Genomic DNA, 14,995 nt, shown 5'->3' with positions numbered 1-14,995 from the left:
CTCAGCCCTTCGTGGCGCCGGCGGTGAGCCCGCCGACGATGTACTTCTGCAGGAGGAGGAACAGCACGACGACGGGGATGGCGGCCATGACCGCGCCCGCCGAGAACGCCGCCCAGTCCGCGTAGCGCGGGTTGGAGACGAGCTTGGTGAGCCCGACGACCAGGGTCTGCTTCTCGGGATCGATGAGCATCACGCTCGCGATCACGAACTCGTTCACGATGCCGATGAAGGACAGCAGGCCGACGACGGCGAGGATGGGCGCGACCAGACGCAGGATGATCGTGAAGAAGATGCGCGCGTGCCCGGCGCCGTCGATCTTGGCGGCCTCGTCGAGCTCCTTCGGGATCGTGTTGAAGAAGCCGTACATGAGGTAGGTGTTCACACCGAGCGCGCCGCCGAGGTAGATCAGGATGAGCCCGCTCAGCGTGTTGAGGCCGATCGCGGGGAACCAGTCGCCGATCGCGCTCATCATGAGGAAGATGGCGACGACCGCGAGGAGCTGCGGGAACATCTGCACCACGACGATCGTGACGAGGCCGACGCGTCGTCCCGTGAAGCGCATGCGCGAGAACGCGTAGGCGGCCAGCGCGCCGATGAAGACCATCACGAATCCCGTGACGGTCGCCACGATCAGCGTGTTGAGGAACCACAGCGGGTAGGGCACCTTCGGATCGGTCAGGATGCGCACGTATGCGTCGAAGCCGATCTGCGAGAACAGCTGGTTGCTGCCGGTGAGCGTGCCGCGCGGGTTCAGCGACGCCGACAGCACGTACAGCAGCGGGAAGATCGCGAAGATCGACACCACGATCGCGACCACATGGCGCCAGCCGGTGTCGCCGAACCAGCGTCCGAAGGAGCGGCGCCGCGCGGGCTTCTCGGGGCGCGGCGACGCGCCGAGGCCGGAGGCGGCGGACTCGAACTGTTCCGCGGTGCCGCCGGCGAAGACGGCGAGCGTCGTGTTCTGCGCGACGCTCTTCTCGAGGTGAGGGAGTCGGTCCTGGGGCTCGGCCATGTCAGTTCAGCTCCTCGAGGGCCTTGGTCTTGCGGAAACTGATGATCGCGATGGTGGCGACCACGATGAAGATCAGGATTGTGAACGCCGACGCGAGTCCGTAGTCGCGGTTCTGTCCGGTGAACGCCACCTTGTAGACCATCGAGATGAGGATGTCGGTGTGCCCGACCGGCAGCGCGACATCACTGAACCTCGGCCCGCCGTCGGTGAGCATGTAGATCAGGTTGAAGTTGTTGAAGTTGAACGCGAACGACGCGATCAGCAGCGGTGTCACGGTGACCAGCAGCAGCGGCAGCTTGATGCGCCGGAAGATCTGCCACGGGTTGGCGCCGTCCATGACGCCGGCCTCGTTGACCTCCTCCGGGATGCCCTGGAGGGCGCCCATGCACACGAGGAACATGTAGGGGAAGCCGAGCCACAGGTTCACGATCAGCACCGACACCTTGGCGAGCCACGGATCGGTGAGCCACGGGATCGACGCGCCGTTGAAGAGCACCTGGTTGATGAAGCCGAAGCTCTCGTTCATCATGCCGGCCCAGATCAGCGCCGAGAGGAAGGCGGGGAACGCGTACGGGAGGATCAGCATGATCCGGTAGCCGTTCTTGAACCGCATCCGCTTGTTCTGGAAGACCAGCGCGAGCAGCAGGCCGAGGAAGAACGTCGATGCCACCGAGACCGCGGCGAACACGAAGGTCCACGCCGTCACCGCGAGCAACGGGCCCCGGATCGTGGGATCGGTCAGTGCCCGTACGAAGTTGTCGAACCCGACGAACACCTGCCAGCCGGGCATCAGCTGCTCGCCCGACTCGGCCGTGAACGCGCCGTCTCCGGTGTCGGCGTAGACGGTGCCCGTCGTGGTGTCGGTCATGGTGTCGGCGGCCGGGTCGTACTCCAGCGTTGAGACGTACAGGTAGCCCTTCTGACCGTCCTGGGTGCGGATCGCCCCGTCGTTGGGGTCGTCGCTGTAGGCGACGGCGAGCTGCTCGACCTCGTTGCTGCGCGAGAGGACATCGGCGAACGTGAGGCTGGTCCACCCGTCCACCGCGACGGCCTTGCCGCCTTCCATCGTCGCGTCGACGGGCTGCAGCGGCTGCGTGTTGGTGCCGAGCGACGCCTCTCCGTCGGTGGGATCGGTGACGAGCAGGCCGAGCTCGTTGAACCGCTCGACCACCGTGACGTCGTACGTCGGCGAGTCATCGACCCGCACGAGCGACGAGCGCATCAGCGATGCGATCGCCTGGTCCTTGCTGCCGTTGTGGCCGGTGCCGTAGTTCGTGAAGCCAATGTAGGCGGTGTAGACGAGGGTGAAGATCTGGAAAGCGACCAGCAGGATGATGCCGGGCGTCAGGTACTTGGCGGGGATGTGCTTGCGCGAGAAGTAGATCCAGTTGACGAGGATCGTCACCCCGGCGACGAGGGCCAGCACGAGCCACTCACTGTTGAGGAAGAGGACGAAGACGGCGTAGAGCGCGATCGCGTCGACGATCGCGAGCAGGGCGATCTTCAGCAGGAGCCAGCGCGTGCGTCCGGACGCGGCGTCAGCGATGCGGGCCGCGCTGCGCTGGCGCGGGGTCTGCGGCGGCGCCTCAGCGGTGTCGGCGTGGACAGTGTCTGTCATGGGTCGTCCTCATCATCGGGACCGGGACGGATGCCTCGGCATCCGTCCCGGTCGCGTCGCGGTCGTTCGACCGCAAGGTGTTACTGGATGGCGGCGGTCACGTCGTCGACGAGCTTCTGCCACGTCGCCGTCGGGTCCTCGCCGTTGATGATGGCGGCCTCGGCGACGCCCCAGAACTGCCACACCGAGCCCATGGCGGGGATGGCGGGCATCGGCACCGCGTCGGCACCGACGGCCTGGAAGCCGGCGATGATCGGGTCGGACGCGGCGGTGTCAGCGGCGGCGGTCAGCGCGGGGAGGATGTTGCCCGCCTCGAACAGCTCGAGCTGGACGTCTTCGGTGCCGAGGTAGTTCACCAGGAAGTCGTTCGCGGCGACCTTGTTGTCGGACTCCGAGCTGACGAAGAAGCCCTTGACGCCGGCGAACGGCGACGCGACGGCGTCGGTCGGGCTGGGGATCTGGTCGATGACGACGTTGATGCCCGCGTCGGTGGCCACGCCGACGTTCCACGGGCCGGTCAGCCAGAAAGCCGCCTCGCCGTCGAGGAACATCGTCTTGGCGATGTCGCCGTCGATGTCGGTGTTGAAGTTGCCGGCCGCGCCCTGCGCGCCGAGCCAGCTGGCGAACTGGAAGCCGCCCTCGCTGCCGAGCTGCAGGTCGGACGGGTCGTAGTTGCCCTCGGCGTCGGTGCCGAACACCGGGGCGCCGAACGCCGTCTGGAACGGGTAGAGGTGGTACGGGTTGCCCTCCGCGCCCTGCTCCACGACGAACGGCGTGCTGAGGCCGGCGGCCTGGCCCTTGGCGATCATGTCGTCGAAGCTGGCGGCCGGGTCGGCGACGATGTCGGCGTTGCGGAGGATCGCGATGTTCTCGACCGCGTACGGGAGCATGTAGGTCGTGCCCTCGTAGGTCGAGGCCTGGAGGGCGACGGGGAGGTAGTCGCCGGCGGTGTCGCCGAGCTCGATGGGAGCGACGACGCCGTTGGTCGACAGCTCGCCGAGCCAGTCGTGCGCGCCCATGACCACGTCCGGGCCCTTGCCGGTCGGCGCCTGCTGGATGAAGTCGTCCTTGATGTCGGCGACGTCCTTGCCGACGAGGTCGACCTCGACACCGGTCTTCTCGCTGTACGCGTCGGCGGCGCCCTGCAGGGCGTCGACGCGCTCGGTGTCGACCCAGACGGTCAGGGTGGTGCTGGCGTCGCCGCTGTCGTCGCTCCCGGCGGAGTCGTTGCCGCTGCCTGCGCAGCCGGCGAGGACGATCGACGCCACGGCGAGACCGCCGAGGGCGATCCAGCTCTTCTTGTTCACCTTCATCGGTGCAGTGCCTCTCTGGAGTGCGTAGTGAGTCCGGCCGCACGTGCCGGTCGCGACGGTGCGGGTCGACTCTCGCCTGCGATTGCAAGCGCTTACATTCTGCATCGGCAGATTTCGTATGGCAACACGGCGGACTGATCGATATCTCGCCGTGATTTTCTCTGTCGACGTGAAACCGCTTGCACGGCATCGGCTGCGGCGGCGGCATCCGCTTCTCGTCCTCCGGCGACAGCCGCCGATAGACTGCCTGGCATGGCGGACTCGAGTTTTGACATTGTTTCGAAGGTTGACCACCAGGAGGCCGACAACGCGCTCAACCAGGCCCGCAAGGAGGTCGAGCAGCGCTACGACTTCAAGGGCACCGGTGCCTCCATCGAATGGAGCGGCGAGGCCGTGCTCATCAAGGCGAACTCCGAGGAGCGGGCGAAGGCGGTGCTCGACGTCTTCCAGTCGAAGCTCATCAAGCGCGGCATCTCGCTGAAGAGCCTGGAGTCGGGCGACCCCGTCGCCAGCGGCAAGGAGTACCGCATCACCTCGACCATCAAGGACGGCATCTCGTCCGAGAACGCGAAGAAGATCTCTAAGATCATCCGCGACGAGGGCCCGAAGTCGGTCAAGTCGCAGATCCAGGGCGACGAGCTGCGCGTGCAGTCGAAGTCGCGCGACGACCTGCAAGAGGTCCAGCGGCTGCTGAAGGCCGCCGACCTCGACGTCGACCTGCAGTTCGTCAACTATCGCTGACCCGAGCCCCTGACCGCTTCGCCACCGCCGAACGCAGTGGCCAGGCGGCTCCACCGTCGCGTGCTCGCGGTGACAGGCGCCGATGAAGCAGCGTCAGCGGCGAATCGTCCGAGCGAGGACCGGCGACCGCTCCTGGCCGACGTCGACGTCCTCCTCGCCCCCGGCGAGGACCGGATCTCCGACCGGCCGATGATCGTCGGGGACCGCCTGTAAAGGTGGCGGACCGCCCGCCCCGCGGTCCAGCGATCCGGCGGCTTCCCCATCCCGCCGGTCGCGGTGATAGGCGAGTGCCGGTCCGCTGCGCGCGCGGGTCACCAGCAGCGCCGCGATTCCGCCGGCCATCAACCCGAGGAAGAGTCCACCCGCAACGAACAGCGCAAGGCCCGGGCGATTGGAGTCCGTCGGCGCGCTGCCGGGAGTCACGAGGCTCCCCGGGAAGAACGGCGTCGCCTCCAGGCGGGCCTGCTGCTCACGGAGGGCGTCCAGCTGCTGCTGAGTGGCGGCGCGCGCATCACTGCCCGGCGCCTGCGAGTCATACAGCGCTTGCAGCTGTGCCGTCGATCGCGAGAGTTCGGCCGTGGTCTGCTCGACGACATCGCGCGCATTCTCCGACCGCATCGCGCCGTATGCCGAGGCGACCGCGGTGGCCCACTGCGCCGAGCGTTGCGCGGAAGGCGTGGTCATCTCGAAGGACAGCACCTGCGACCCTCGCGGCACCTGCACCGCGGTGGCCTCGCGCAGGGCATCGACCGAGGCGTCGCCGAGCTCTCGAGCGGCGCGCTCCAGCACGGCCGCGGAGGTGGCGACCAGACGCTCGGTCTCCATGTTCACGGTGCTGAACGACGAGCCGGACGACAGGATGCTGATCGGCTCGACGGTGTGCTGCGCGGTCGCCGTATAGGTCTGGGGCACCACGACCCAGACGCCCGCGCCGACAGCGATGAACGCGGCGACGCTGACAGCGAGCACCCACCACGACCTCGCTACCCCCGTGTAGAGGTCTTCGAGCGTCCAATGATCCGGCACGAGCGTCCCCCGATCCCCCCATCGGCACCGCCCGGCACCCTCGCCGAGTCGGGCGAGGTTCTCACGGCGCCGCGCGGTGGGTGCCGCCTATGCAGAGAGACGACGCCGACCGGGGTTTATTACGCCGCAGACGAATTCGGAACCAGGCGGGCTCAGTGCACATCGAGCGTCGCGCGGTCCTTGCCGGCGCGCTTCGCGTCGTACATGGCTGCATCGGCGCGCACCAGCAGCTGCTGCGCCGAGGGGTGCGGATCGACATCCGGACGGTAGAGCGAGCTGCCCACGCTCACCGACGCGGCGACGATGCCGTCAGGCACCGCGATCGGGGTGCGGCACAGTTCGAGCAGACGCTCCGCGATGGCCTCTACGGCGAGCGCGTCCGCGCCGGGGCAGATGGCGACGAACTCGTCGCCACCGATACGCCCCACGATGTCTCCGGCGCGCACGCCGGCGTGGAGGCGCGACGCGAGCTCCACCAGCACGGCGTCGCCGGCGGCGTGCCCGAACGCGTCGTTGATGCCCTTGAACTCGTCGACGTCGAGGAACAGCACCGAGAGGGGCTCTCCCGCGGTCGCGGCGACCGTGATGGCGTCGTCGAGCGTCATCTGCAGGAGCTGCCGATTCGCGACACCGGTGAGCTGGTCGTGCAGCGCGAGGACCGCCAGCCTGCGTTGCAGCCGCACGCGCACCAGCGTCTGCGTCGCCTGCCGGCCGAGCGCCTGCTGGAGGTCGAAGAAGTGGTAGTCCACGTCGACATGACCGGAGAAGAAGCACACCAGGACACCCATCCGCTCCCCGTCTGCGACGAGGGGGGTCACACTCAAGGCGGCGAGGCCGTGCGCGCGCATCGCGGCGCTCAGCTCCGGGTACTTCGTGTCGTCGTCGCGCACCACCGTGACCTCGGGAGTCTCACGCAGCTCGGGCACCGGAGCGACCTGGCCCTCCAGAGGGTTGCTGCCACCCATCATCAGCAGCTCACCGTCGTCCTGGGTCAGGAACACGGCGGTGTCTCGCGCCGAGAAGGCGTCGCGGGCGACCGCCGCGAACGACTGCGCCACCTCCGCGTCGGATGCGCTCACGCCGAACATCGTGGAAACCTCTTGGAGGACCCGCACCCGCTGCTCCGACTGCTCTGCTGCGCGCCGCGCGGCCAGCAGCTCACGCTCGTATCGGACGCGTTCGGTGGCGTTGAAGATCGCGAACCGGACGACGCGGGCGTCGTCGTCCTGCGAGGCGTTCAGCAGGACGGGAAGTTCGGATTCATCCTGGGTGCGGAGCGTGAGGGCGACCTCGTGAACGGCCCCCTCCAGGTGGAGGACCTCCCTGTCGCGGGTCTCGAAGAACAGCCTGCTCCCGCCGTCGAGCAGCCCGGCGAACGATCGTCCGAGCACCTCCTCGGAGGCAAAGCCGGTCCAGGCGAGGAACACGTCGTTCGCGTCGAGGATCGTGCCGTCCAGCGACGTGGCGACGAGCCCGCACGGCGCCAGCTGGAACCAGGCGCTGTCCGCGGAGGTGCTCATGACGGGGTCGTCCCGTCAGGGCGATCGGTGTCGATGGAGCCGTGCACCAGGCGCCCTCGCGCGGGGTCGCCTGATACCGTCGCATTGTTGCGACGGAGCACATCGACGACCTTTGCCGTGCCGACGGATTCGGAGGTCGTCGTCACGAGTCGCGGATCTGAGGAGCGGGCATGGTGGGGGGGCCTTTCGGGCAGGCGATGCAGAAGGGCTGGACCGCGACAACCGCTTACAGCGTAAGCCTCGGGCGAGCATACCCCGCCGCACCCCCTGCACCACAATCCCCTCGAATCCCGGTCTCCTCGAGGGGAGGATGGCGGGCATGGCAGGACGCGTGAGCAAGGGCGAAGCGGCCGGATCGGGGGGCAAGCAGACGCCGCGAAGGCTCAGCCGCGAACTGATCCTCGAGACGGCGCTCGCCCACATCGACGAGTCCGGCGTGCAGAGCCTGTCGATGCGGTCGCTGGCCCAGGATCTCGGCGTCGAGGCGATGTCGCTCTACCGATACGTGCAGGGCAAGGAGGACCTTCTCGAGGGTGTCGTCACCCGGCTGATGGGTGATCTGATGTCGAACCTCGACATCGAGCTCGGTGAGCATTGGCAGGGCTACCTGCAGACCACGGCGCACGAGATCCGCCGCGTCGCGATCGAGCACCCGCGCGTCTTCCCCCTCGTCGCCACACGCCACCCGGCGGCTCCGTGGCTGCGCCCGCCGCTTCGGAGCGTGGAAGTCGTCAACGCCTTCCTCACCGCGCTGCTGGGCTACGGCTTCACGGATCAGCAGGCCGTCGACACCTATCGCTCCTTCACCAGCTTCCTGCTGGGGCAGCTGCTGCTCGAGTCGGCGACCCGCGGTGCGCCGACCGGCCCCGTCGACCAGCCCATCGAGGAGGGTGACTCGTCCGCGCACAAGCGCGGGGGCGGCTCGGCAGCGGAGGGCTCTCCCCCGCTGGATGATGCGCCCGAAGTCCTTCGCCTTCGCGACCTGCTGAGCGAGGACCGCAGCGACGAGGAGTTCGAAGTCTCGCTCGAGGCACTGCTCGACCGGCTGGACCGCGAGATCACGCCGTAGCGGCGAGACGGCCCATCTCACGCACCGGCACCGGGCGACTGAGCAGGTAGCCCTGGGCGCGATCGCAGCCCAGCCGCGTGACCTTCTGGAGCTGCTCCGTGGTCTCGATGCCTTCTGCGACCACACGCAGGTGGGCGTCGTGAGCCAGCGTGACGGCCTCGGCCACCACCTGGGTGGCCTCCGGCGAATCATCGCTGATGAGCGCCCGGTCGATCTTCAGCTCGGTCGCGTGAAGGCGCCGCGCCTGCAGGAGCGACGCCTGGCCCGAGCCGAAGTCGTCGATCGCGATGCCCACGCCGAGTCCGCGCAGTCGATCCAAGCGGGCGACCAGGGCGGGCACGTCGCCGAGGTGCCGCCCCTCCGTGATCTCGAGCGTGAGCCGTCGCGCGGGACGGCGGACGCGACGGATCATCCGTTCGAGCCACCGCGTGAAGTCGGAGTCCTCCAGCTGCGCGGGCGAGACGTTCACCGAGATGTCGATGCCCCACCGGGTCATCGCTGCCATCGCCTCCGTCGCCATGAAGACGCCGATCTCGCCGATCGTCCCGTCTTCTTCGGCGACCGGGATGAACTCGTTCGGCGGGACGATGCCCCAGCGAGGGTGATGCCAGCGGCACAGTGCCTCGGCAGCGACGAGCCGGTTGGTCTGCAGATCGATCTGGGGCTGGAACCACGCAGACAGCTCTCCACGGCTCGCGGCGCCGCGCAACGCGCGCGCCATCTCCGCGAACTCGACCATCGCCTGATTCAACCTCACCCGGGCATGACCTGCGAACGCCCGCTGGACCCATTTTGGCAAAGGACATGCGCAGAGCCCGGCATCTTGACGCGACGCGGCGGTCGCAGTAAGCCCCCTACACTCGGGCCATGCGCTTTCTCCGGGCTGTGCTGTCGGCCGTCGTCGCCACGCTGCCGGTGCTCGTGGTCCTGCTGATCCCGGCTTTCGTGCGAGGCGACTCCAGCCCGGTGTCGTTCATCGGCATCGGGGGCACGCTGCTCAATGCCGCGTTCATCGCCGCGATCATCCTCATCCCCCGGGTCAACGGCTGGCTAGACCCCGAGGTGCCGGATTGGACGTCCACCACCGCGATGGCGACCACGGCGCGCGTGTGGCGGAAGCGTCTGTGGCCGGCCCTGCTCGCCGTGCTGGCGCTGCTGGCCGTCTTCGCGGCTGGACAGACGGCGGCTTACTTCGTCGCACGCGCCGTGCCGGCCGTCGTCGACGGGGCATTCGTCTACGCGCGGTTCCTCGCGCCGGAGCTCGTCGTCTACGCGGTCGGCTACGTGCTGTCGGCCGCGACATACGTCCTCCTCATCCGGGTGCTCGCCCGCAAGGCAGGCGACTGAGCCCGCCCGCCGCAGACGCGGACGAACGTAAAAGGCCCCGGGTGCTGGGGACACCCGGGGCCTGTCGTCGTCTGCTCTCGCGACCAACCCCCCGGTCAGCGCGGCCCGACGACGGATGGGAAGGCTTCTTGGGGAGGACCTTCCCGGAGATGCTGGGGACATCTCCCTTAAAGGCTAACCCGACTCGCAAGGTATGCGCTGTCCCCTCTTCGGGGGACAGTCTCGGGGGCCTCAGCGACCGGCGATGTAGCCGGCGGCCCAGCGATCGAGAGCATCATATGCGATCGCGCGCGGTGCCGGGCGCGATAGGAACACGTCGTGCACGGCGCCGGGGATGCGGGCGATCGTGACCAGCCGGCCGATCTTCGTCGCGGCCCGTGCGATGTCGTCCACGACCAGCACCGAGTCCGACGACGTCATCGACTCCCTCCACGACAGCGGCACCGTCGAGGTGGCCGAGAGCAGCACCACGGCGGGGCAGCCGACGTCGATCCCGGCGGCGATGCGCCGGTGACCCTCCATGACGGCCGCGAGCCAGCCGGGCGCCGTCGGGAACCCGCGGTCGGGGCGCCAGAGCGCGCGCTGCTCACCTGATGGAAGGCTTCCGATCTCCTGCTGAGCGCGGGTGTAGAAGCCGAAGTCGACGGCGGGCTGCGTGCCGCGCGGATCCAGACGCGCCCGCATGTCGACGAGCGGGGCCAGCGCCTGTCGTCCGAGGGTTCCCAACTGCAGCTCGAGCCACGGACTGTTGAGCACCACCGCGTGCGCGGCGCCCGGGTGCCGGGCGGCCCAGAGCGTGAGCGTGAGTCCGCCGGTGGAATGCCCGACGAGCACGAGGCGCCGCCGGGACGACGTGGTCGGCTCGGTCGACACGGTGCCGTGGCCCATCGCGCTCAGCGCGGCCTCGATGTCGACGTCGTAGTCGTCGAGCGAGTCGATGTACCCGGGCATCTGACCATCGCGCAGGCTCCGGCCGTACCGCCGCAGATCGAGCGCGTAGAACCGTGCTCCCCGCTTCGTCCAGAACCGTGCCTCGTCGCGCTGGAAGAAGTAGTCCGACCAGCCGTGCACATACAGCACATCGACGTCGCGCATCGGCGCGGTCAGTGCGGCGAACGGATTCGGGATGCTGCGCACCAGCGTGGCCACGAGCGGTCCGCTGTGCCCGTCGATTCCGAGCGGCAGGGTGAGCTGCTCGAACGGCTTCCCGAGGATGTCGGGGACCCAGGTGAGGGATGGCCCGGCCATGGGCTCAGCCTATGTGCGGGAGCCGCGACGACAGGCTCAGCGACCGCGCGTCGCCGCTTCGACAGGCTCAGCGACCGAGAGACGCCTCAGCGACCGCGCGACGCCTGAGCGACCGCGCGACGCCTGAGCGACCGCGCGATGATCACTCGCCGCGCGAGATTGTCACCATCTCGTCGCGGGGAACCACCTTGATGCGGGCGCGCTCGTGCGGGGCGCCGAGCCCGACCTCGTGCTCGTCGAGGCGGTGCCAGCCCTCCAGGTCGGTCCATCGGACGCCGCGGGACGCGAGCAGCTCGGGGATCGCCGCCTCGGACGGGTCGGCCGGCTGCCACCACGTGCCCTGGTCGTTGATGAGGTGACGGACGGTCTCCATCGCGTCGGACTTGGTGTGCCCGATGAGGCCCACCGGACCGCGCTTGATCCAGCCGGTGGCATAGACGCCGTTCACGCGCTGGTTGGAGTCCTTGCTGAGCACCTGTCCCTCGCGGTTGGGGATCACGCCGTGCCGCTTGTCGAACGGCACGCCCGGCAGCGGCGAGCCGAAGTAGCCGACGGCGCGGTACAGCGCCTGGATCGGAACCTCGCGCAGCTCGCCGGTTCCGACGACGCCGCCCTCGCCATCGGGACGGGTGCGCTCGTAGACGAGCGCGCACACGCGGCCGTCGGCATCCGTCTTCACTTCCACGGGCTTGGCGTAGAAGTGCAGGTGCAGGCGCCTGGAGGCCGTGCCGCCGGCGTTGTTCACCGAGTCGCGCTTGCGCCAGGACTGCAGCACGCGGTCGATGACCATCACCTGCTTGTTGCTGGAGATGGCGGCACGGGCGGCGTCGTCGTAGTCGAAGTCCTCGTCGTAGACGACCATGTCGACGTCGCGCAGCTCGCCGAGCTCGCGCAGCTCCAGCGGCGTGAACTTGACGTTCGCGGGTCCGCGGCGGCCGAACACGTGCACGTCGGTGACGTTCGAGGCCGCGAGGCCCTGGTGCACGTTGTCGGGGATCTCGGTCGGCAGCAGGTCCTCGGCGTGCTTGGCCAGCATGCGCGACACGTCGAGGGCGACGTTCCCGTTGCCGATGACGGCGACGGATGCCGCATCCAGCGGCCACTCGCGCGGCACATCGGGATGGCCGTCGAACCAGCTCACGAAGTCGGCCGCGCCGTACGAACCGGCGGCGTCGATGCCGGGGATGTCGAGGTCGGTGTCGCGGATCGCGCCGGTGGCGAAGATCACCGCGTTGTAGTGGCGCTTGAGGTCTTCGAGCGTGATGTCCTCGCCGAAGCGCACGTTGCCGAAGATGCGGATGTCGCCGCGGTCGAGCACTTCGCGCAGGGCCGTGATGATGCCCTTGATGCGGGGGTGATCGGGTGCGACGCCGTAGCGGACGAGGCCGTAGGGCGCCGGCAGCTGCTCGAACAGGTCGATCGACACGTCGAACTTGCGCTCGGCCTTCAGCAGGATGTCGGCGGCGTAGATGCCCGCCGGTCCTGCGCCGACGATCGCCAGCCGGAGCTTGGTCATAGTGGTCCTTTCGGGCGTTTCGTCTCGCCGCGGCCCCCCGGTCGTCGAGCGAGCGAAGCGGGACGAGACGCGGGAACGTCTAACTGGAACGGTCGGCGACAGCCTGCGCGAAGCGGGTCAGCGCCTCGCGCACGGGTCCGTCGGGAAGCGGCGCGAGCGCGTCGATCGCCTCGGTCGACCACGCGTGGGCGAGGTCGAGCGTCGCCTGGGTGGCTTCGTGGTCGCGCAGCTGCGCGAGCGGCTCGTCGAGGATCGCCGGATCGGCGCCGTCGGCGATGCGTTCCACGCCCTCGTCGATGCGAGCGCGGAGTGCTCGGGACGCGGCATCCGTGCGCTGTCCGAGCACGAGATACGGCATCGTCGGCACACCGGCACGCAGGTCGGTGCCGGGCACCTTGCCGGTCTCGTCCGGGTCGGCGGAGAGATCGATGACGTCGTCGAGCAGCTGGAAGGCCACTCCGGCCTTCTCGCCGAACGTCACCATCGGGGCCTCGAACTCCTTCGGGCCGTTCGAGAAGATGACGCCGGACTGCGCAGCGGCAGCGATGAGCGAGCCGGTCTTGTCGGAGAGCACCTGCAGGTAGAACTCGACGCGGTCGTCGGAGTCGGACGGGCCGACCGTCTCGTGCATCTGTCCGAGCACCAGTCGCTCGAAGGTGTCGGCCTGGAGCTGGATCGCCTGGTCGCCGTGGCGGGCCATGATCTGGCTCGCGCGCGAGAACAGCAGGTCTCCGGTGAGGATCGCGATGCTGTTGCCCCAGACCGCGTGCGCGCTGGGCACCCCGCGACGCTTGTCTGCGGCATCCATGACATCGTCGTGGTACAGCGATCCGAGGTGGGTCATCTCGAGGGCCGTCGCGGCGTCGATCACCTCGTCGGTCGCGCCGTCGCCGAGCTGCGCGGTCAGCAGGGCGAGCATGGGACGCACGCGCTTGCCGCCGGCGTCGTAGAGGTAGCGGCTGGTCGTGTCGGCGAGCTGGTCCGACACCCGCAGTTCGCGCTCGAGGGCGCTGTCGACGCGCTTCAGGCCCGCCTCGACGGTCTTGAGCAGGCTGCGCGATCGCGCGCCCGCGAAGATGCGGTCGGTGAGGCCCAGCTTGCCCGCGATATGCGAGCCCGGCGCTGTCGGTGTCACACGCCCAGCCTACCGGGGGCGCGTTTCGTCTCGGCCCGGCCGGGTCCCGATGCGCACTAGGCCTGGGGTTTCGTGGCGCGGTGCAGCGCGACGATGCCCATCGAGAGGTTGCGGTAGGCGACGTCGGCCCAGCCCGCCTGGCGGATCCACGACGACAGCGTGCGCTGGTCGGGCCAGTCGCGGATCGACTCGTTGAGGTAGTCGTAGGCGTCGGCGTTGGAGCTCACGGTCTTGGCGACCACCGGCAGGATGCGGTCGTTGTAGAAGCGGTACAGGCCGTTGAACGCCTTCGACGGCGGGTGCGAGAACTCGCAGATCACGAGCCGGCCGCCCGGCTTGGTGACCCGCAGCAGCTCGCTGAGGGCCTTCTTCGGCTCGTTGACGTTGCGCAGCCCGAACGACATCGTGACGGCGTCGAACTCGTCGTCGCCGAACGGCAGGGCGGTGGCGTCGGCCTGCACGAAGGACAGATTCCGGATGCCGCCGTGCCGGCGCCTGCCCTCGGCGATCATGCCGGGCGAGAAGTCGGCGGCCACCACCTCCGCGCCGCGGCCGGCCAGCGCGACGCTCGAGGCTCCGGTGCCCGCGGCCAGGTCGAGGATCCGCTGACCGGCGCGCGGGGCGACGGCGCGCGTGGTCGCGGCGCGCCAGAGCCGGTCGTTGCCCATGCTCAGCACGGTGTTGGTGCGGTCGTATCCCGCCGCGACCTGGTCGAACATGCCGCTCACGCTCGAAGGGTCCTTGTGCAGGTCGGCGCGGTTGGGCTCGTGATCGGAGGGGTGGGATGCCACGGCTTCGAGTCTAGGCGGCGGTTCCGGGTCCGCCGAGGCCCGCCGCGGCGGTGGGGTCGGCGAAGAAGACCGGCGCGGGCGGCGCGACCGCCTCGTACTCTGCGAGCCGCGCGAGCCACGCGTCGGGCGTGGCATCGTCGAACGGGGCCGTCCCCGCACCGACGCGCTGCTCGAGGTCGAGGGCGAGCGCTTCGAGCTTCTCGACGATGTCGGCGGGGTACCCGTACGCGACGCGGTGGTCGTCCCACTCGTCGCGGTCGTCGATGAAGAGGCCGCGCCCGTCGACCGCCTTCACTACGTCGAGGTCCATGTCGATGCCCTGCGGCTCGCGGTTCTCCCAGTGGACGTCCCACGCGATGTCGATGTAGATGCGCACGCGACGGGCCGACCCGTGAACGGTCAGGGTGTAGTCGCCGCTCGGCGGCAGCAGCGTGACGTTGGGCCGGTCGGCCACGAACTCCAGCCCCGGACGCACGTTGCGCCACCCGGCGGGCTGCCCCACCCAGTCGCCCCAGCGGTCGCGGCCGAGGTAGATGCAGTCGTTCACCCAGTGCGGGCCGCCGTCCCACTTGCGCCAGCGGAACTGCAGCGGCGCGCCCGGCTCGGGGCGTTCGGCGGGCGCGGAGGCGTATCGCTGTGCGGCGTCGTCGGTCACCTCG

The 14,995-nt window shown here is 69.2% G+C and carries 14 protein-coding genes; 3 read left to right on the top strand and 11 right to left on the bottom strand.

Translation table 11 applies throughout. The features are described from left to right. Nucleotide 1 precedes the first annotated feature (1 nt). The 3 genes from IM767_RS05255 to IM767_RS05245 form a co-directional block, all read right to left on the bottom strand. Nucleotides 2–1,012, bottom strand: a complete 1,011-nt coding sequence (locus tag IM767_RS05255; protein ID WP_239453425.1) for a sugar ABC transporter permease — start codon at nt 1,010–1,012, stop codon at nt 2–4. Between the two features lies 1 nt (nt 1,013). After that, on the bottom strand, nt 1,014–2,630 hold the full coding sequence (locus tag IM767_RS05250) for an ABC transporter permease subunit (protein WP_109211356.1): 1,617 nt from the start codon (nt 2,628–2,630) through the stop codon (nt 1,014–1,016). Nucleotides 2,631–2,710: 80 nt separating this feature from the next. Beyond that, nucleotides 2,711–3,943: a sugar ABC transporter substrate-binding protein gene (locus IM767_RS05245; RefSeq protein ID WP_109211357.1), complete on the bottom strand. Its 1,233-nt coding sequence runs from the start codon at nt 3,941–3,943 to the stop codon at nt 2,711–2,713. A gap of 252 nt (nt 3,944–4,195) precedes the next feature. On the opposite strand from IM767_RS05245, the gene IM767_RS05240 reads away from it, so the two are divergent. Then, the gene (locus IM767_RS05240) at nt 4,196–4,684 is read left to right on the top strand and encodes a YajQ family cyclic di-GMP-binding protein (RefSeq protein WP_109211358.1); all 489 of its coding nucleotides are present in this window, start codon (nt 4,196–4,198) and stop codon (nt 4,682–4,684) included. Nucleotides 4,685–4,777: 93 nt separating this feature from the next. Here IM767_RS05240 and IM767_RS05235 read toward each other — a convergent pair whose 3' ends face one another. Both IM767_RS05235 and IM767_RS05230 read right to left on the bottom strand, forming a co-directional pair. Next, the gene (locus IM767_RS05235) at nt 4,778–5,710 is read right to left on the bottom strand and encodes a Wzz/FepE/Etk N-terminal domain-containing protein (protein WP_109211359.1); all 933 of its coding nucleotides are present in this window, start codon (nt 5,708–5,710) and stop codon (nt 4,778–4,780) included. A 152-nt stretch (nt 5,711–5,862) separates the two neighbouring features. Further along, on the bottom strand, nt 5,863–7,230 hold the full coding sequence (locus tag IM767_RS05230; RefSeq protein WP_109211360.1) for a sensor domain-containing protein: 1,368 nt from the start codon (nt 7,228–7,230) through the stop codon (nt 5,863–5,865). A gap of 319 nt (nt 7,231–7,549) precedes the next feature. Between IM767_RS05230 and IM767_RS05225 the strand changes: the two genes are divergently transcribed. Further along, nucleotides 7,550–8,299 (top strand): TetR/AcrR family transcriptional regulator, encoded by a 750-nt coding sequence (locus IM767_RS05225; RefSeq protein WP_109211361.1) that lies wholly within the window; start codon nt 7,550–7,552, stop codon nt 8,297–8,299. Here IM767_RS05225 and IM767_RS05220 read toward each other — a convergent pair. Continuing rightward, the gene (locus IM767_RS05220; protein WP_109211362.1) at nt 8,289–9,038 is read right to left on the bottom strand and encodes an EAL domain-containing protein; all 750 of its coding nucleotides are present in this window, start codon (nt 9,036–9,038) and stop codon (nt 8,289–8,291) included. The two genes, IM767_RS05225 and IM767_RS05220, sit on opposite strands and share 11 nt — an antisense overlap. A gap of 128 nt (nt 9,039–9,166) precedes the next feature. Between IM767_RS05220 and IM767_RS05215 the strand changes: the two genes are divergently transcribed. Next, nucleotides 9,167–9,646 carry a hypothetical protein gene (locus IM767_RS05215; RefSeq protein ID WP_109211363.1) on the top strand — a complete coding sequence of 160 codons (480 nt, stop codon included), beginning with the start codon at nt 9,167–9,169 and terminating at the stop codon, nt 9,644–9,646. A 231-nt stretch (nt 9,647–9,877) separates the two neighbouring features. Here IM767_RS05215 and IM767_RS05210 read toward each other — a convergent pair whose 3' ends face one another. From IM767_RS05210 to IM767_RS05190, 5 genes are all read right to left on the bottom strand, one after another. Beyond that, the gene (locus tag IM767_RS05210; protein ID WP_109211364.1) at nt 9,878–10,894 is read right to left on the bottom strand and encodes an alpha/beta hydrolase; all 1,017 of its coding nucleotides are present in this window, start codon (nt 10,892–10,894) and stop codon (nt 9,878–9,880) included. Between the two features lie 142 nt (nt 10,895–11,036). After that, nucleotides 11,037–12,410: an FAD-dependent oxidoreductase gene (locus IM767_RS05205; RefSeq protein WP_109211365.1), complete on the bottom strand. Its 1,374-nt coding sequence runs from the start codon at nt 12,408–12,410 to the stop codon at nt 11,037–11,039. Nucleotides 12,411–12,489: 79 nt separating this feature from the next. Continuing rightward, a complete protein-coding gene (locus IM767_RS05200; RefSeq protein ID WP_109211366.1) occupies nt 12,490–13,545 on the bottom strand; it encodes a polyprenyl synthetase family protein in 1,056 nt (351 codons plus the stop codon). 56 nt (nt 13,546–13,601) lie between these two features. Continuing rightward, nucleotides 13,602–14,264 carry a bifunctional demethylmenaquinone methyltransferase/2-methoxy-6-polyprenyl-1,4-benzoquinol methylase UbiE gene (gene ubiE, locus IM767_RS05195; protein WP_239453428.1) on the bottom strand — a complete coding sequence of 221 codons (663 nt, stop codon included), beginning with the start codon at nt 14,262–14,264 and terminating at the stop codon, nt 13,602–13,604. A gap of 82 nt (nt 14,265–14,346) precedes the next feature. Further along, nucleotides 14,347–14,991 (bottom strand): DUF402 domain-containing protein, encoded by a 645-nt coding sequence (locus IM767_RS05190; RefSeq protein WP_109211368.1) that lies wholly within the window; start codon nt 14,989–14,991, stop codon nt 14,347–14,349. Between the last annotated feature and the right edge of the window lie 4 nt (nt 14,992–14,995).

It is taken from the genome of Microbacterium ureisolvens, assembly GCF_015278315.1.
In the GTDB taxonomy this organism is placed as follows: Bacteria; Actinomycetota; Actinomycetes; order Actinomycetales; family Microbacteriaceae; genus Microbacterium; species Microbacterium ureisolvens.
This window is presented reverse-complemented; position numbering and strand designations above follow the sequence as displayed.